The 17,675-nt window shown below is 73.2% G+C and carries 10 protein-coding genes; 5 read left to right on the top strand and 5 right to left on the bottom strand.

Annotated elements, in window-relative coordinates; all coding sequences use genetic code 11:
- Window positions 1-52: 52 nt before the first annotated feature.
- Window positions 53-3,361, bottom strand: coding sequence for a S8 family serine peptidase (locus ACGFI9_RS06045; RefSeq protein ID WP_393175509.1), 3,309 nt, complete (start codon window positions 3,359-3,361; stop codon window positions 53-55).
- 82 nt (window positions 3,362-3,443) lie between these two features.
- A complete protein-coding gene (locus ACGFI9_RS06040) occupies window positions 3,444-4,688 on the bottom strand; it encodes a DNA recombination protein RmuC (protein ID WP_393175507.1) in 1,245 nt (414 codons plus the stop codon).
- Between the two features lie 53 nt (window positions 4,689-4,741).
- On the opposite strand from ACGFI9_RS06040, the gene ACGFI9_RS06035 reads away from it, so the two are divergent.
- Complete coding sequence (locus ACGFI9_RS06035) at window positions 4,742-5,551, top strand: hypothetical protein (protein WP_393175505.1); 810 nt, start codon at window positions 4,742-4,744, stop codon at window positions 5,549-5,551.
- Between the two features lie 196 nt (window positions 5,552-5,747).
- Here ACGFI9_RS06035 and ppc read toward each other — a convergent pair whose 3' ends face one another.
- On the bottom strand, window positions 5,748-8,534 hold the full coding sequence (gene ppc / locus ACGFI9_RS06030; protein ID WP_393175503.1) for a phosphoenolpyruvate carboxylase: 2,787 nt from the start codon (window positions 8,532-8,534) through the stop codon (window positions 5,748-5,750).
- Between the two features lie 124 nt (window positions 8,535-8,658).
- Window positions 8,659-9,711 carry a hypothetical protein gene (locus ACGFI9_RS06025; protein WP_393175501.1) on the bottom strand — a complete coding sequence of 351 codons (1,053 nt, stop codon included), beginning with the start codon at window positions 9,709-9,711 and terminating at the stop codon, window positions 8,659-8,661.
- Between the two features lie 83 nt (window positions 9,712-9,794).
- Here ACGFI9_RS06025 and ACGFI9_RS06020 point away from each other — a divergent pair, with 83 nt between their 5' ends.
- On the top strand, window positions 9,795-10,835 hold the full coding sequence (locus tag ACGFI9_RS06020; protein ID WP_393175499.1) for a S66 peptidase family protein: 1,041 nt from the start codon (window positions 9,795-9,797) through the stop codon (window positions 10,833-10,835).
- Window positions 10,836-11,068: 233 nt separating this feature from the next.
- On the opposite strand, the gene ACGFI9_RS06015 is transcribed toward ACGFI9_RS06020, so the two are convergent.
- Window positions 11,069-11,989 (bottom strand): helix-turn-helix domain-containing protein, encoded by a 921-nt coding sequence (locus ACGFI9_RS06015; protein WP_393175497.1) that lies wholly within the window; start codon window positions 11,987-11,989, stop codon window positions 11,069-11,071.
- 132 nt (window positions 11,990-12,121) lie between these two features.
- Here ACGFI9_RS06015 and mfd point away from each other — a divergent pair, with 132 nt between their 5' ends.
- The 3 genes from mfd to ACGFI9_RS06000 are packed head-to-tail and all read left to right on the top strand — an operon-like array spanning window position 12,122 to window position 17,600.
- The gene (gene mfd, locus ACGFI9_RS06010; RefSeq protein ID WP_393175495.1) at window positions 12,122-15,766 is read left to right on the top strand and encodes a transcription-repair coupling factor; all 3,645 of its coding nucleotides are present in this window, start codon (window positions 12,122-12,124) and stop codon (window positions 15,764-15,766) included.
- Between the two features lie 56 nt (window positions 15,767-15,822).
- Window positions 15,823-16,596, top strand: coding sequence for a hypothetical protein (locus ACGFI9_RS06005; protein WP_393175493.1), 774 nt, complete (start codon window positions 15,823-15,825; stop codon window positions 16,594-16,596).
- Window positions 16,597-16,601: 5 nt separating this feature from the next.
- The gene (locus tag ACGFI9_RS06000) at window positions 16,602-17,600 is read left to right on the top strand and encodes a nucleoside triphosphate pyrophosphohydrolase (protein WP_393175491.1); all 999 of its coding nucleotides are present in this window, start codon (window positions 16,602-16,604) and stop codon (window positions 17,598-17,600) included.
- The last annotated feature ends 75 nt before the right edge of the window (window positions 17,601-17,675 follow it).

Raw genomic sequence — 17,675 nt, 5'->3', positions numbered from 1 at the left:
AAGGAGCCCCGCCCCCGAACGGGGGGGCGGGGCTCCTCGGGTCCGGCGGTGGTCAGTTGACCGTGCCGACGGCCACCGAGCCGCGGCCGACGACCGCGCCCTCGATGGTGGTGACGGCCAGGTCACCGTAGAGCTCCCGGCCGGCGGCCGGGGTGGACAGGGCGGTCACCGAACCGGTCAGGGTGGCGGTGGCGCCGTTGGCCAGGAACAGCGGGGTGCTGGGCGCGGAGAGCGAACCCAGCGCCGGGGCCGAGAACGAGTCCCGGTAGTCGTACGTGGTGCCACCGGCGGCGACCGCGTAGCCGTCGACCCGGACCCGGTAGGTGCCCGGGACCGGGTTGGTCAGGGTGACGGCCTCCTCCGAGTCGCCGTCGGCCGAGCGGCCGACCTCGGTGGTCCCGCGGAAGACGTACAGGTCCAGGTCGGCGCCGAGGTCCGTGGTGTTGCCGATCCGGGCGGTGAACGAGGTGGCGCCCGCCGGGACGTCCACCAGGTACTCCTGGCGACCACCCTGGAGGATGCTCGGCCGCTCGGTGTGCACGCTGGCCAACGGGCCGCCGACGCCGGTCACCCGAACCGGGCCGAAGGTGTTGGTCAGGCCCCAGCTCACCTCGGCCGGGGTGCCGGCGGTGACCGACGGCAGTTCGACGACGGCCGGCTCGACCGCGACACCCTGCACCCGCGCCTGGAGCTGGAACGGGTTGTCCAGGCTCGGCGAGGTACGCCGGGCCTCCACCTCGATCTCCCAGACGCCCGCGATCGGGTTCTGGTAGTCCCGCTCCTGCGGCTTGCAGACGGCGGGGTCGGAGAAGTTGGTGTAGCAGCCGGTGCTCGCGGTGCTCTCGACCGGCACGCCGTACGGGTTGAAGGCGATGAACCGGGTCTGCGAGCCGGTGGCGATGCCGGAGAGGTTGACCTGGAGCGCGCCCGCGCCCTCCGGAACCGTCACGAAGTACGAGGTGAAGCTGTTCCGCTCGACCGATCCCTCGGTGGTGAAGGAGTAGTCGGGGGCGGAGACCGCATGCGGAACCACCACAACGGTGGAGACCTCGAAGTCGACCACCGGGGTGGCCGGGTCGTCGATCGTCATGATGGCGCCGTGGGCGCCGGTGGTCAGCGCCTTCGCCTTCAGGTCGACGGTGACGGTCTGGTTCAGCGGCAGCGGCACGATCCTCGGCGCGGAGAAGGTGCCGTCGTTGCCCCGGAAGGCGATCGTGTGCTTTATGGTCCTGTTCGGGCCGCTGGTGCGGGTCAGCTTGACCGCGTAGTGGCGGTCCTCCTTGACCTGCTGGCCGCCCTGGCCGATGGCGCAGCGGTTGTAGACGCCGGTGCCCACGTTCGGGTTCTTCTCGAACACGCCGCTGTCCGGGTTGTACTTCGTCAGGTTCTCCGACAGCTCGGTGCAGACCGGGGCCTCGGAGGTGTACGAGCGGGTCGGCACGCCGTCGGCGAGCAGGTCCCACGCGCCCGGCACGTTGAACATGCCATAGCCCTGGGCGTACGTCGGGACGCCCGCGATCGGCTCGGCCGAGGTGTAGACGGCCCGACGCAGCGCGGCCGGGGTGACCGCCTGGCCGGTGGCCTTGGCGGCGGAGAGCAGCAGCGCGGCGGCGCCGGTGGCCTGCGGCGAGGCCATCGAGGTGCCGTTCAGCATCTGGTAGCCCGGGGGCAGCGGGTAGCCGGCCTCGGCGACCGGGACGCCGGGCTGCCAGGTCGGCGCGGTGGAGATGGCCGAGCCGGGGGCGGTGATGTTCGGCTTGAAGCCGCCGTCCTCACGCGGGCCGCGCGAGGAGAAGTTGAACAGCGCGTTCTCCTTGCGGACCACAGAGCCGTAGTTGGCCAGCCAGGTGTCCTTGCTGACGTTCGCCGCGACGCTGACCACGTTGCTGGCCACCGAGGGGTCGCCGACCGTGTTCAGGCCCGGGCCGGAGTTGCCGGCCGAGATGAACATCTGCACGCCGTACGTGGTGATCAGGGTGTTGTAGAGCTCGGCCCGGGCGTTGCCGCCGTCGTTCAGCGCCGGCAGGCCGCCGATCGACATGTTGATCACGTCGACCTTGCGGTTGACCACCAGGTCGACCATGCCGGTGGTGAGCGCCGCGGCGGTGCAGCCGCCACCCCACGAGCAGGCCCGGGCGGAGACCAGCTTGGCGCCCGGGGCGGCGCCGTCGAAGGCGCTGTTGCCCAGCATGTCGTTGGCGGCGGTGATGCCGGCGACGTGGGTGCCGTGGGTGCTCTCGATGATCCCGATGTTCACGTAGTCGACCAGGCCGGGGCCGCCGACCGGGGCGGTGTTGACGTCCTCCCGGTACTCCACCACGAAGGGCATCTGCTCCCGGACCGCGGTGGCCGGGTTGTCCGTGCCGAAGTGGCCGACCTGGAACTTCTCCTTGTACGGCCGCATCACCTCGTCGTCGGTGAAGTCGCGGTTCTGGTTGACGTCCACCCGGATGTCGTGGCTGACCGGGTCGTAGAGGACGCCCCAGGCGTCGGTGGTGTCGCCGTCGCGGTTGACGTCACCCCGCGGGTCGCTGGCCGCGGTGATGGACTCCCGGAAGGTGTTGAACTTGTACGTGCCCGCCGGCAGGGTCCAGGTGACGGCGGAGGCGCCGCTGCCGGTGGTGAACGTCGGGCCGGTCACCTCGGTCAGCATCGGCCGCCAGCTGGCGTCCTCCAGCGGGTCGGTGGCGGTGACCCAGTCGACGATCTTCCGCTCGCCCGTGGTGGTCTTCTGCAGCGCCGGCTGGTCCAGGTCCACACCGGAGTCCATGATGCCGATGGTCACGCCCCGGCCGTCCCACGTCGGGTGCGCGGCCTTGAACGCCTCCGCCCCGGTCTCGTTGGTCGGCATGTACGGGTTGACCGCGCCGGTGTCGGCACCCGGCCCGGCGAGGGTCTCGCCCTGCTCGGCGGTCCTGGCGCCGGCGGGAGCGGCCTCGGGGGTCGGGTCGGGGAGCTTGATGGTCTCGTCGAGGTCGACGGCGGAGACACCGGGCAGGGTGGCGGCCTTCAGCACCTTCGCGGTGGGGACCTTGGCCAGCAGGTAGCCGACCTGGTCGTACCGCTGGCTGACGGTGGCGCCGAGCCCTTCGAGGCCGTCGGCGACCCGGTCGGCGGAGCCCTTCCTGGCGGCGATGATCAGGGTGACGGTCGGCGCGTGCTTCGCCTCCGCCTCGTCGAGGAGCTTGGCGTCGTGCGCGCCCAGGGCCTCGACGGCGGTCGGCTGCGAGGCGTCGGGTGCGGCGGCGGGGGCTGCGCTCGCGGTCGCGGCGCCGCCCCCGACGGTCATGGCGCCGGCCGCCAGGACCGAGGCGAAGAGCGCGGCGGAGGTACGCCGGCTCCGGTTGCGGGGTTGACTCACGTTCTCTTCCTCCAGAGAACAGGGCCCTTCAGAAACAGGGCACGTGTGCCCGTGATCCTTCGGGGTGCCCTGATCCGTGTCACTACTCCGGAGTAGATTTGTGACCGGTCCGTGACTCCGATAGGCCGTCCTCGTCACGCGGACCGTGTGGAACGTCGATGCCCGCCGACCGTTCGGCCGATGTGGACGGCCCGTCGAGCAGTTCCGGCGCCTGCGGCTGGCGCGGTGTGATCTCCACCTGCGCCGGGGCGATCAGCTCCTGGTCGGAGACGCCCAGCTCGGCCAGTTTGCGGGCGCTCACCAGCACCCGCGCCTCCAGCGACCCGACCGCGCGGTTGTACGCGGTCACCGCCCCGCCGAGCGAGGCGCCGAGCTTGCCGACGTGGTCCCCCAGCGTGGACAGTCGGCCGTACAGCTCACGGGCCAGCGAGTGGACGGTGGCGGCGTTACGGGCCAGCGCCTCCTGCCGCCAGGAGTAGGCGACCGTACGCAGCAGCGCCACCAGGGTGGCCGGCGTCGCGAGCACCACGTTGCGGGCGAAGGCGTGCTCCAGCAGCGTCGGGTCGCGCTGCAACGCCACGTCGAGGAACGGGTCGGCCGGCACGAAGAGCACCACGAACTCCGGGGTCTGGTCGAACGCCGCCCAGTAGGACTTGGCGGCGAGCGAGTCCACGTGCGCCCGCAGATGCCGCGCGTGCGCGTCGAGCTGGGTGTCCCGCCCCCGCTCGTCGCGCGCCTCCATCGCGGTCAGGTACGCGTCGAAGGGCGCCTTGGCGTCCACCACCACCGTCCGGCCGCCGTGCAGCCGGACCACCAGGTCGGGGCGTACCCCCTGGTGGTCGGTGGCGGCGGTGACCTGCTCGTTGAAGTCGCAGTGCTCGAGCATGCCGGCCGCCTCGACGATCCGGCGGAGCTGGTGCTCGCCCCACCGGCCGCGCACCTGCGGGGCGCGCAGCGCGGCGACGAGCTGCTTGGTCTCGGTGCGCAGCTCCCCGGAGACGGTGCTCATCGCCCGGACCTGCTCGCGCAGTTCGGCGTACGCGTCGACCCGGTCCCGCTCCAGCTCGGCGACCCGCTGCTCGTAGCGGCGGAGGGTGTCGTGCAGCGGGGCGACCGCCCGCGCCACGGCCTCCTGGGACTGGGCGGTCGCCTCGTAGCTGAGCGCCCGCATGGACTGCTCCAGCCGCCCCTCGCCCGCCCGGGTGGCGGCGAGGGTGGCCTCCAGCCGGGCGATCTCGGTCGCCGATCGGGACCGAGCGGCCAGCCAGCCGACCGCGCCGCCCGCGGCGAGGCAGACGATCACCACGGCCAGCGTCGAGAAGCTCATGACCGCAGCTTGCCAAACGGGTACGACGTGCCCCCGGTGGGTACCGTCGAGTCATGGAAGTTGCGCTGGGGCTGGTCCTGGTCCTGATGCTCGGAGGTGCCTTGGTGTTCTGGCGGTGGGGGAGCAGGTCCCGGCGGGCGACCGAACTGGCCGACGCGCGCGCCGAGGCGCAGCGGTGGTACGAGCGGCTCGGCGGGCAGTTGATGAACCTGCACGGCGACGCCCCGGCGGTACGCCAGGCGCTGGCCGACGCCGGCGAGCGGTACAACGCGGCCGGCTCCCAGCTGGAGCAGGCGCGTACCCCGCACCAGTTCGCGCTCGCCCGGGAGACGGCGCTGGAGGGGCTGGCGTACATCCGGGCGGCGCGTACCGCGATGGGCATCGACCCGGGGCCGGAGCTGCCGCCGCTGGCCGCCGCCCGGGGCGCCGGGATGCTGACCAAGGAGCGTGAGGTCAACGTGCAGGGGCAGACCTACCGGGCCGGGCCGCAGCCGGGCAACGGGACGCCCTACTACTACCCGGGCGGGACCTGGCAGGGGCGGCGGGTGCCGGCGGGCTGGTACTCGACGCCGTGGTGGAAGACCGCGCTCGGCACCGGCGCCGGGGTGCTCGGCGGCATCCTGATCGCCGACGCGCTCTTCTCGCCGGCCTTCGCCGACCCCGGTTACGGCTACGAGGCCGGCTACCAGGAGGGCTTCCAGGACGGGTTCGGCGACGGCCAGGACTACGGCGACCAGGGCGGCAACGACGTCGGCGGCGACCAGTTCGCCGGCGACCAGGGCGACTGGTCCGGCGGCGACTATGGCGGCGGGGACTACGGCGGTGGCGACTTCGGGGGCGATTTCGGCGGCGGGGACTGGTGATCCCAGGGGCGGCGGCCGGCGGCACTTGGCCGCCTTCGCGGGCGCGTCGCGGGCCGGCGGGCACATGACCTGGAAGCGACATGTCGCAGAGGCATATTTATGACTCTGCGACATATCGCTGGTGAGTAGTGTGCCGCCCGCGGCGGTGCCGTCGAGCGAGACGCCCTCAGGCGACGCGTGACAGCGAGGGCGCGGCTCAGCCGGTGTTGCGCATGCCGGCGGCGATGCCGTTGACCGTGGTCAGCAGCGCCCGCTCCAGCGCCGTACCGTCGTTCGGGCCGCGTCGGCCGCCCGGCGCGGTCGCCACCGCACGCCCGGCGGCGCCGGAGTCCCGGTACTGGCGCAGCAGCGCCACCTGGAGGTGGTGCAGCGGCTCCAGGTAGGTGTCCCGCACCGCCAGGGTGCGCTGGAGCACCGGCGAGTTCTCCAGCAGGGCCGGCGAGGCGGTGACCGCCAGCACCTCCTGCTTGGTCAGCTCGTACTCCTGCTCGATCTTCGCGAAGATCGGGTGCAGCTTCTTCGGCACCAGCGTCTCCACGTAGCGCCGGGCGATGGTGAGGTCGGTCTTGGTCAGCATCATCTCGACGTTCGACAGGAACGTGCGGAAGAAGTGCCAGTTCCGGTTCATCTCGGCGAGCACGTCCTCCAGCCCGGCCGCCCGCGCGGCGGCCAGCCCGGACCCGACGCCGAACCAGCCGGGCACGATCTGCCGGGTCTGCGTCCAGCCGAACACCCACGGGATGGCCCGCAGGCCGGCCAGACCGGCGCCGGTGTTGGGCCGCTTCGCCGGCCGGGAGCCGATGTTCAGCGCGCCGAGCAGCTCGGTCGGGGTGGAGGCCCAGAAGTACGCGGGCAGGTCCGGGTCCTCCACCAGCGACCGGTACGACCGGAACGCCGACTCGGAGACCACGTCCATGGTGGCGTCCCAGCGTTCCAGCATCTCGGCCGGCTGCCGGGGCGCGGTGTGCAGCAGTGTGGCCTGGAGCACCGCCGCCACGGTCAGCTCCAGGTTCTCCCGGGCCAGCGCGGGCAGGGTGTACTTGTCGGAGATGACCTCGCCCTGCTCGGTCACCTTGATCGCGCCGTCCAGGGTGCCGTAGGGCTGGGCCAGGATGGCGTCGTGGGTGGGGCCGCCGCCCCGGCCGACCGTGCCGCCCCGGCCGTGGAAGAGCCGCAGGTGTACGCCGTGCCGGGCGGCCACGTCGCGCAGCGCGCGCTGTGCCCGGTGGATCGACCACTGGCTGGTGGTGATGCCGGCCTCCTTGTTGGAGTCGGAGTAGCCCAGCATCACCTCCTGCACGTCGCCCCGGGCCGCCACCAGCGCCCGGTACGCCGGCAGCGACAGCAGCTCGTCCAGCAGCTCGCCGCCGGCGTTCAGCTCGCCCGGGGTCTCCAGCAGCGGCACGAAGCCGATCCGGGCCCGGCCGCTGTGCACGTCGATCAGGCCGGCCTCGCGGGCCAGCACCACGGCGGCGAGCACGTCGTCCACGCCGAGGGTCATCGAGATGATGTACGACTCGATCACCTCGGTGCCGAACCGGTCCTGCGCCTCCCGGATCGCCCCGAACACGTCGAACGTCTTCTGCGCCGACTCGGTGAGCGGGCTGTCCAGCGTGGAGAGCGGCCGCCGGCCGGCCAACTCGTCGGCGAGCAGCTTGGTGCGCTCCAGCCGGGTCAGCGAAGGGTAGTCGGACACCTCGCCGACCGCCGCGTAGAGCTGGGCGAGCACGGCGTGGTGCGCCTCGGCGTGCTCGCGGACGTCCATGGTCGCCAGGTGCAGCCCGAACGCGGACACCGTACGGATCGTCGAGGCGAGCCGGCCCACGGCGGTGAGCTGCCCGGAGTTGCGGGCCAGCGAGGCGCGCAGCAGCTCCAGGTCGGCGATCAGCTCCGCCGAGCCGCGGTAGTCCCGCCCCGGCACGTGCGCCGTGCCGTTGCGCAGCCGTTCCCGGGTGTTGGCCAGCTTCGCCTTCACGCAGCGCGCCTTGAGCCGGTACGGCTCCTCGGCGTTGACCCGGCGGAACCGGGGTGCCACCTCGGGCAGCGCGTCCAGGTCGGCGGCGAGGCTGGCGGAGAGGTCCAGCGAGACCGCGCGCAGCCGGCGGGAGACGGAGACCTCGTTGATGAGCCCGTCCATGGCCTTCTCGGTGGCCTCGATGCCGTGCTCGTGCTGGATCCGCAGCACCTCGCGGGTGACCATCGGGGTGACGAACGGGTTGCCGTCCCGGTCACCGCCGATCCAGGTGCCGAAGGTCAGCGGGCGCGCGGTCGGCGAGGTCTCCACGCCCAGGGTGCGCAGCGTGTCGGCGAGGTCGTCGAGGACCTGCGGGGCGGCCTCGGCGTACAGGTCGCGCAGGTAGTAGATGGCGTTGCGGGCCTCGTCGGTCGGGTCCGGCCGGTCCAGCCGCAGCTCGTCGGTCTGCCACATCAGGTCCAGCAGCTCGGCCAGGCGCCGGTTGGCCGGGCCCTCGTCGCTGGCCCCGTAGAGGATGGCGTTGGCGGTCTCGGCGTCCAGTTCGTCGGCGACCGCGCGCAGCTTGGACAGGATGGAGCGGCGGGCCGCCTCCGTGGGGTGGGCGGTGAAGACCGGGCGGACCGCGAGCCGGCGGGCCGCGGCGGCGATCTCCTCGGCCGGCACCCCGCGCTCGGCGATCATCTTGGCCGCCTGGTCCAGCCAGCCGCCGTGCACGGCCCGGCGGCGGCGCAGGTCGCGGGCGCGGTGCACCTGTTCGGTGATGTTGGCCAGGTGGAAGTAGGTGGAGAAGGCCCGGGCCAGCTTGGTCCCGGTGGTGACGTCGAGGCCGGCGAGGCGCTGGGCGGCGGCCGGGGCGTCGGAGCGGACCTGGGCGCGGATCTCCTCGACCAGGTCGAGCAGCGGTCGGCCCTCCTGGCGGGCCAGGGTCTGTCCGAGCAGGGTCCCGAGGCGGCGGATGTCGGCCCGCAGCGCGGCGTCCGGGCCGTCGTGGTCGTGCTGGTCGGTCACGGGTGCGCTCCTTACGCGAGTACGAAGGACAGCGCTGTCCGACTCCCTGGATCGTATCCGCGTCGGCCCCGGTCGCAGGAGGGGGACCGCGTGATGATCTGCACTCTGGGACGGGCGGACCGGCTCAGCCATCGGCGCGCGGCCCGGCGGCGGGGGCGGGGCGGGGCCGGTCGCGGACGGCCCGCCGGTGGGCGCGGAAGAGCGTCGCGGTGAGCAGTCCGAGGATGCCGGCGAGGGTCCACACGGTGAGCCCGGTCAGCGCCCAGCCCGTCGAGCGACGGTCGAAGTAGACCGCCGACTTGATCAGGTCGGTGGTCAGCCCGGGCACGTTCCACCGGTGCATCCCACGCAGCCAGCCGCGCAGGAACTCCGGGGCGTAGATCCCGCCGGAGCCGGGGTTGCCGAGCACCACCAGCAGCAGGATCACGATGCCGGTGCCGAGCAGGCCGAGCCAGGCCTGCACGGCGGAGGCCACCATCGCGGCGGCGAAGACCGCCAGCGCGCCCACCGCGGCGACCGCCGGGATGTCGTGGTGCCACACGTCGAGGATCGGCCCGACGACGGCTGCGCCGACGATGCCCAGCACGATCGAGTAGACGGCGAGCGCGGCGACCCGCAGCCCGGCCCGGGGCAGGCTGACCGGGGCGGTGCCGGTCCTCAGGCCCAGCGCGGTGGAGGCCAGGTAGCCGCCCAGCACGTAGCCCACGGCCAGGTAGAACGGCACGAGGCCGCGCGGGTCGGTCCGCTCCACCGGCACCTCGTCGCTGACCTGGATCGGCAGGTTGGCCTGTTGCGCGGCCTGGGTGAACACCTGGGTCACCACCTCGGCGGCGGCGGGCGCGGAGGCGCTTGCGGTGGTGAGGCGCAACCCGTTGTCCGGACCGGAGCTGAGCACCCCGTACACCTCGCGGGCGGTGAGGCCGTCGTCGGCGGCGTCCGGATCGTCGTACTCGATGGGTTTGATCTTGTCGGTCCGGTCGCGCACGGCGGCCATCACCGCCTGCGCGCGCTGGTCGCCGAGGACGACCCCGACCGGCACGTCGCGCGGGGTGGGCTGGTGCAGCGCCCCCACGTAGGCGGCGATGAACGCGGTGGCCAGGGCGAGCGTGCCGACCAGCAGCGCCGCGGTGCGCGGCAGCCATTCGCGTACCGGAAGGACCCGCTCCGCCTCTTCCACGGGCTCAGCCTATTGCCCAGAAATGCCCGGCCCGGGCGGTTTCCGGGGCGGAAATCGCTGGCCCGGCCCGATAGCGTCGGAACATGACGCCGCCGAGCTATCCCGCCAAGCCGAAGCCGGGCGACCGGGTCGCCGTCGTCTCGCCCTCGGCCGGCCTGCCGGGACTCTTCCCGCACGTGCACGAGCTGGGCCTGCGCCGGCTGCGCGAGGAGTTCGGGCTGGAGCCGGTGGAATATCCGACCACCCGCCGGATGGGGGCCGACCCGCGGGACCGGGCGCGGGACATGACCGCCGCCTTCGCCGACCCGACGATCACCGCGGTGCTCGCCACCGTCGGCGGGGACGACCTGATCACGGTCACCCCGTACCTGGACGACGCGGTGCTGCGGGCCAACCCGAAGCCCTACTACGGGTACTCGGACAACACCAACATCCTCAACCACCTCTACCGGCTCGGCATGGTGGCGTACCACGGCGGCTCGGTGCTGGTGCACCTCGGCAGGTCCGGCAAGCCCAACCCGGTCACCTTCGACTCGCTGCGCGCCGCCCTCTTCACCTCCGGCTGGTACGAGCTGACCCCGGCCGCCGAGTGGGGCGACGAGCCGCGCGACTGGCGGGACCCGGCGACGCTGGTCGAGGAGCCGGTGATGTTCCCCGGCGAGGGTTGGCGCTGGCAGGGGCCGGCGCGGGTGGTGCAGGGGCGGACCTGGGGCGGCTGCCTGGAGATCATCCACTGGCTGATGGCCGCCGACCGGGTGCCGTCGGTCGCGCAGCTGGCCGGGTCGGTGCTGGTCTTCGAGACCTCCAACGAACTGCCGTCGGCGCGGGAGGTCTTCCGGATCGTGCGCAACATGGGCGAGCGCGGGCTGCTCGCCGCCTTCCCGGCCGTCGTGGTCGGCCGGCCCAAGGCGTGGGACTTCGACAAGCCGCACTCGCCCGCCGAGCGGGTGGCCTGGGGCGAGGCCCAGCGGGAGGCGATCACGCGGGCCCTCGCGGACTACGCCGACGACCCGGTGGTGGTCTTCGACGTCGACCTGGGTCACACCGACCCGCAGCTGATCATCCCGTACGGCGGGGAGATCCGGGTCGACGCGGTGGAGCAGCGGATCGCCGTGCGCTATTGACCCCTGCCGGCGACCGGCCGGCGGAGGTGCCGTACTGGGGGGAGTACGGCACCTCCATGGGGCGTGTCCCGGGGCGGGCCGCCCGAAGGCCCGGCGAGGGGCGTCGGACCTCCCCGAACAGGTCCGCGTACCCCTTCCTGCCCCCATCGCCGCCGGGACTGACGCGGTCCATCCTCCGGGTCGGCGGGCGTGGTTTCTTGAAGAAATGTGCGCGGATGGGCCACCGCCGCGGCTCACCCCGCGCCAGCGCCCCGTTCCCGAGGGGTCAGCAGCCGGCGCAGCCGGGCGGGTGGGTGCCCGACCTGCTCCCGTACCACCCGGGTCAGGTGCGCCTGGTCGGCGAAGCCGTACGCGGAGGCCAGGTCGCCGAGCGGTCGGCCGTCGGGTTCCGCGAGCGTGTCCAGCACCGCCCGGACCCGCAGCCGGTTCCGGTACGCGGTCAGGCTGCTGCCGGTGACCCGCTGGAACACCCGGCTCAGGTGGTGCGGTGAGGCGCCCACCTCGCGCGCGACCTCCGCCAGCCCGAGGGTGAAGTCCGAGGTTGCCAGCACCTCCCGGGCGCGGTCGGCGAGCCGGCGGTGGGCGGCGAGCGTGGCCGGCCGCCGGCGCACCGACCGGCCCAGCTCCGCGTCGACGGCGCCCTCGCCGGCCAGTGCGCTGTGCTCCAGCAGGCGGCCGAGGAAACGGTGCAGCCGTTCGGCCATCTCGAAGCCGTCCAGCCCGCGGCGCAGCTCCGCCACGAGCAACCGGTGCGCCAGGTCGAACGAGGGGTCGGTGCTGCCCTCCCAGCCGTCCCGGGTGAACCAGCGGGCCGCGTCCGGCCGGCTCTCCAGCACCTCCGGAGCCACCTCGAGGCAGGTGTACGAGTCGCCGCAGCCGTACGGGTGGGCGACCGCCATCTCGTCCCCGGGCCGGCTCAGCAGGATCGATGTCGCGTCGGCGACCGCGCTTCGCCCGTTGAGCCGACGCTGGTACGCCCCCGACCGCCCGATGAAGACCTGGTACCGGTCCTCGGCCACGGGGTCCGTCCAGCCGTGGTTCTCGACGATGCAACGGACCTGGTAGATGAGCATCCCGTCGGGGTGGCCGAGCACCCGCCAGCGGGCGGGCGTGGTCTTGCGGCGCGGATCACTGCCGACTCCCTCGACGGGCATGCGTCTCCTCCGGCACTCGGCGTCGGCCAGCGGCCGAACGTCCCCCGAAGAGATACTGTCGATGCGGGAACCCCCCGTCCAGACCGGGCGAGGGGTCATCGTCGTGTGCCATCCGCGGGGAAGTGATCACTGATGCTCACCGGACTGTTTGCCGCCGCCCTGGCCGACCCGGGGCTGGCCCGGGCGCGTGACCTGGCGCGCTCCGGTGCCGCGCAGGTCGACGGCCTCGACCTCACCGCCCCCGCCGCGCTGCGCCCGTTCGCCGTGGCGGCCGTGGCCGCCGACGAGCGCGCCGGGGGCGCCGGACGACCGGTCCTGGCCGTGACCGCCACCACCCGCGAGGCCGACGACCTCGCCGCCGCGCTGGGCAGCCTGCTGCCGCCGGAGCAGGTGGCCGTGTTCCCGTCCTGGGAGACGCTGCCGCACGAGCGCCTCTCGCCCCGTTCGGACACGGTCGGCCGGCGGCTGGCCGTGCTCCGCCGGCTGGCCCACCCCGAGGCGGCCGACGCGCACGGGCGCACCGGGCCGCTGCGGGTGGTCGTCGCCCCGGTCCGGTCGCTGCTCCAGCCGCAGCTCAAGGGGCTCGGGGACCTGGAGCCGGTGCAGCTCGCCGCCGGCGACGAGGCGGACCTGGAGGAGATCGCCCGCCGGCTCACCGACATGGCGTACGCCCGGGTGGACCTGGTCACCAAGCGGGGCGAGTTCGCGGTGCGGGGCGGCATCCTCGACGTCTTCCCGCCGACCGACGAGCACCCGTCCCGGGTCGAGTTCTGGGGCGACGAGGTGGAGGAGATCCGCACCTTCGCCGTCGCCGACCAGCGCACCATCGAGGGGGTTCCGCAGCTCTGGGCCCCGCCCTGCCGCGAGCTGCTGCTCACCCCCGGGGTACGCAAGCGGGCCGCCGCGCTGGCGCAGGAGCACCCCGAGCTGGGCGAGATCCTCGACAAGCTCGCCGAGGGCATCCCGGTCGAGGGGATGGAGTCGCTGGTCCCGGCGCTGCTCGGCAGCGACAGTCTGGAGCTGCTGGTCGACACCATGCCCGCCGGCACCCACGTGCTGCTCTGCGACCCGGAGCGGATCCGCACCCGGGCGCATGACCTGGTCCGTACCTCCGAGGAGTTCCTCCAGGCCAGCTGGGCCGCGGCCGCCGTCGGCGGGCAGGCCCCGGTCGACCTCGGCGCCGCCGCCTTCAAGACCCTGGCCGACGTACGCACGGCGGCCCGCGCCCTGCGTCAGCCCTGGTGGACGCTGTCGCCGTTCGGTTTGATCGAGGCGGAGGCCGCCCCGGCCCGGCAGCCGTGGGAGGACGAGCCGACCGAGGTCGATGTCACCCCGGACGACGCGATCGCGGTGACCCTGGCCGCCCAGCCCGCCCCGCTCTACCACGGCGAGACCGCCCGGGTGGTCGACGACCTCAAGCGCTGGGCCGGCGAGGGCTGGTCGATCGCGCTGGTCTTCGAGGGGCACGGCCCCGCCCAGCGGGCCGTCGAGGTGCTCCGCGACGCCGGCCTCGGCGCCCGGCTCACCGAGGAGGTGCCGGCCGCTCCGGCCCCCGGTGAGCTGCTGGTCTCGTGCGGCTGCCTGACCGCCGGCTTCGTCGACGAGGCGTCCCGGTTCGTGCTGCTCACGGGCAACGACGTGACCGGCGGCCGGGGCAGCTCCACCCGGGACATGCGCAAGCTGCCGAGCCGGCGGCGCAACACCATCGACCCGCTGGAGCTGAAGGCCGGCGACCACGTCGTGCACGAGCAGCACGGCATCGGCCGGTACGTCGAGCTGGTGCAGCGCACGGTGAACGGAGCCAGCCGGGAATACCTGGTCATCGAGTACGCGCCGAGCAAGCGTGGCCAGCCCGGTGACCGGCTCTTCGTCCCCACCGACCAGCTCGACCAGCTCTCCCGCTACGTCGGCGGCGAGCAGCCCACCCTGCACAAGATGGGCGGCTCGGACTGGCAGAAGTCCAAGGCCCGGGCCCGCAAGGCGGTCCGCGAGATCGCCGCGCAGCTCATCCAGCTCTACGCGGCCCGCAAGGCGTCCAAGGGGCACAACTTCGGCCCGGACACCCCGTGGCAGCGGGAGCTGGAGGACGCCTTCCCCTGGCAGGAGACGCCGGACCAGCTCGCCGCCATCGAGGAGGTCAAGCGGGACATGGAGCAGACCGTCCCGATGGACCGCCTGATCTGCGGTGACGTCGGGTACGGCAAGACCGAGATCGCGGTCCGGGCCGCGTTCAAGGCGGTGCAGGACGGCAAGCAGGTGGCCGTGCTGGTGCCCACCACCCTGCTGGTGCAGCAGCACTACAACACCTTCGCCGAGCGGATGAGCCAGTTCCCGGTGACGATCCGGCAGCTCTCCCGGTTCCAGACGCCGAAGGAGACCGAGCAGACGCTGGAGATGGTCGCCAACGGCAGCGTCGACATCGTGATCGGCACCCACCGGCTGCTCCAGGCGTCCACCCGGTTCAAGCAGCTCGGGCTGGTCATCATCGACGAGGAGCAGCGCTTCGGCGTCGAGCACAAGGAGCACCTGAAGAGCCTGCGCGCCTCGGTGGACGTGCTGGCCATGTCGGCCACCCCGATCCCGCGCACCCTGGAGATGGCGATCACCGGCATCCGGGAGATGTCCACCATCGCCACCCCGCCGGAGGAGCGGCACCCCGTGCTCACCTTCGTCGGGGCGTACGACGACCGGCAGGTGGCCGCCTCCATCCACCGGGAGCTGCTCCGCGACGGGCAGGTGTTCTACCTGCACAACCGGGTCGAGTCGATCGAGAAGGCGGCCCGGCGGATCCGTGAGCTGGTGCCCGAGGCCCGGGTGGCGGTGGCGCACGGGCAGATGGGCGAGGAAGCGCTCGAGAAGGTGATGGTCGGCTTCTGGGAGAAGGAGTTCGACGTCCTGGTCTGCACCACGATCGTCGAGTCGGGCATCGACATCCCGAACGCCAATACGCTGATCGTGGAGCGGGCCGACCTGCTCGGCCTGGCCCAGCTGCACCAGATCCGGGGCCGGGTCGGCCGCGGCCGGGAGCGGGCGTACGCGTACTTCCTCTACCCGTCGGACAAGCCGCTCACCGAGAACGCGCACGAGCGGCTGGCCACCATCGCCCAGCACACCGAGCTGGGTGCCGGCATGTACGTGGCGATGAAGGACCTGGAGATCCGGGGCGCCGGCAACCTGCTCGGCGGCGAGCAGTCCGGCCACATCGAGGGCGTCGGCTTCGACCTGTACGTGCGGATGGTCGGCGAGGCGGTCTCCGCCTTCAAGGGCGAACACCCGGAGGAGGAGGCCGAGGTCAAGGTCGACCTGCCGGTCGACGCGCACCTGCCGCACGACTACGTCGGCGTGGAGCGGCTGCGCCTGGAGATGTACCGCAAGCTCGCCGAGGCCCGGGACGAGGAGCGGCTGCGCGAGGTGGTCGCCGAGATGACCGACCGGTACGGCGAGCCGCCCGCCCCGGTGCAGAACCTGGTCGCGGTGGCCCGGTTCCGGCTGCTCGCCCGCCGGTACGGCCTCGCCGACGTGTCGATGCAGGGCAAGCACATCCGGTTCGGCCCGCTGCCGCTGCCCGACTCGAAGCAGCTGCGCCTGAAGCGCTACCACCCGGACTCGGTCTACAAGCAGGCGCTCGACCAGGTCAGCGTGCCCCGGCCGAGCACCCGGCGGGTCGGCGGCGAGCCGTTGCGCGACCAGGCGCTGCTGGAGTGGTGCGCCCAGCTCCTCAAGGATGTGCTGGGCGAGCCGGCGGCGGTCGAGCCGGCCGGGGCGGGGGCCCGGTGACCCCGGCGGGGTGGGCGGCGTCACAGCCGCGTACCGGGCGTGAGAGAGTGGCCGTCATGCGTGCTCGCCGTCTCTTCGCCGCCGCCAGCGTCGCGGCCCTCGCTGTGCTGTCCCTCGCCGCCTGCGGCCGGTCCGCGCCGGACGTCGCCGCGTACGTGGGGGACACCAGGTACTCCGTCGACCGGGTGGACGAGATCTACAACGACGCCCAGACGCAGTACGCCGACGCGGTCCAGAGCCAGCGGGCGCAGACCGGCGCCACGCCGGCACCGGAGGAGCTGCGCTCCTCGGTGACCCGGCAGGACGTGCTGAACCTGCTCGTCGCCGTCGACCTCGGCAAGCGCCTGCTGGCCGAGAAGGACATCCAGGCCCCCGACGAGGTCTCCCCGGAGCAGCTCCAGGCGCAGCTCCAGATGCCGGCCAGCGCCGAGTACGCGAAGCTCTGGGGCGAGTGGGTGGACATCTCCTCCGCGCTCCAGGAGAAGCTTCCCCCGGCCGACCTCAGCGACGACGCCGTGATGGCCGTCTACCACGCCATCGAGAAGACCGGCGCGATCAAGTCCGGGCTCTCCGTCGCCCAGGTCCGGGAGGCGTTCGGCGAGGGTGGCTTCGTCCGCAGCGCCACCGCGCTCAGCTCCGCGCTGCGCGAGGAGGCGGAGAAGGTCGACGCCTCGATCAACCCGAAGTACGGCCCGATCGGCGTGCCGTCGGTGGTCAGCACCGGGCAGTCGTTGGTCTTCTACTCGCTGCCGTACATCAACCACGACGGCCCGGTCACCGACATCTCGACCCCCGAGGCACCGCAGACCACCGGCGCGGTCGCGCCCTGACCGGCATGACCGCCCGGATCGTCCTGCTGGTCACCTCGCCCCGGCTGCCGGCCGGCCTGCTGACGGCCGCCGCCTGGGACGTCGTACGCGCCGCGCCGGTGCTGACCGGCGCGGAGAGCGAGCTGGCCCGGGTGGTCCGCACGGCGGGCGCCGAGGTGAGCGTGGTGGCCGACGGCGCGACGCAGGCGTTGCTCGACGCGGCGGCGGCCCGGGGCACGGCCGTCTGGCTGGCCGGGCCGACCGGTGACGAGGCGCTGGCCCGGGAGCTGGGGCTGCGGCTGGCCCGCGAGCCGGGCCTGGCCGAGCTGGAGCTGATGTACGGCTCGTGGGACCCGCCGGGCGCCCGGCTGCTCGACGCGGTCGAGGTGATGGACCGGCTCGCGTCTCCCGGTGGCGACCCGTGGAAGCGGGCGCAGACCCACCGCAGCCTCGCCGGTTTCCTGCTCGAGGAGTGCTACGAGGCGTACGACGCGATCAGCGCCGAGGACACCGACGCGCTCCGCGAGGAGCTGGGCGACGTGCTGCTCCAGGTGCTGCTGCACGCCCGGCTCGCCGAGGACCTGCCGGAGGGGAAGCGCTGGACGGTCGACGACGTGGCCGGCGGCCTGGTCGACAAGATGGTCCGGCGCAACCCGCACGTCTTCTCCGGGGAGCAGGCCGGTTCGCTGGAGGAGATCGAGGCGAACTGGGAGCGGATCAAGCGGGCCGAGAAGACCCGCGAGTCGGTGCTCGACGGCATCGCGCTGAGCCAGCCGGCGCTCGCGCTCGCCGCGAAGATCCTGGACCGGGCCGGCCGGATCGGCCTGGCCGTGCCGCCGCCGCTGGCCGAGTCCCAGGTGGATCCGGAGGCGAGGCTCGGTGCCGGCCTGCTCGCCACGGTCGCCGCCGCCAGGCAGGCGGGAATCGACCCCGAGGCCGCCCTCCGCCGCGCCACCCTCGCCTACGCCGACGCCGTCCGCACCGCCGAACGCGCCGCCCGCCCCACCCACGACCAGGCGAGTTGAACAAGAGTTCGCGTCAGGAAGGGGCGCCGCTCTGCCGACGCGAACTCCTTGATCAACCGGAAAGTCGGGGGAGAT

Source organism: Micromonospora sp. NPDC048930 (assembly GCF_043197935.1).
Classification (GTDB): Bacteria; Actinomycetota; Actinomycetes; order Mycobacteriales; family Micromonosporaceae; genus Micromonospora.
Note: the sequence above shows the minus strand (reverse complement) of the source record. Positions and strands in the feature narration are given on the sequence as shown.

Coding starts and splice junctions, on each gene's coding strand:
- ACGFI9_RS06005 (WP_393175493.1), top strand. CDS start 15,823: ATGCGTGCTCGCCGTCTCTTCGCCGCCGCCAGCGTCGCGGCCCTCGCT.
- ACGFI9_RS06000 (WP_393175491.1), top strand. CDS start 16,602: ATGACCGCCCGGATCGTCCTGCTGGTCACCTCGCCCCGGCTGCCGGCC.
- ACGFI9_RS06020 (WP_393175499.1), top strand. CDS start 9,795: ATGACGCCGCCGAGCTATCCCGCCAAGCCGAAGCCGGGCGACCGGGTC.
- ACGFI9_RS06015 (WP_393175497.1), bottom strand. CDS start 11,989: ATGCCCGTCGAGGGAGTCGGCAGTGATCCGCGCCGCAAGACCACGCCC.
- mfd (WP_393175495.1), top strand. CDS start 12,122: ATGCTCACCGGACTGTTTGCCGCCGCCCTGGCCGACCCGGGGCTGGCC.
- ACGFI9_RS06040 (WP_393175507.1), bottom strand. CDS start 4,688: ATGAGCTTCTCGACGCTGGCCGTGGTGATCGTCTGCCTCGCCGCGGGC.
- ACGFI9_RS06035 (WP_393175505.1), top strand. CDS start 4,742: ATGGAAGTTGCGCTGGGGCTGGTCCTGGTCCTGATGCTCGGAGGTGCC.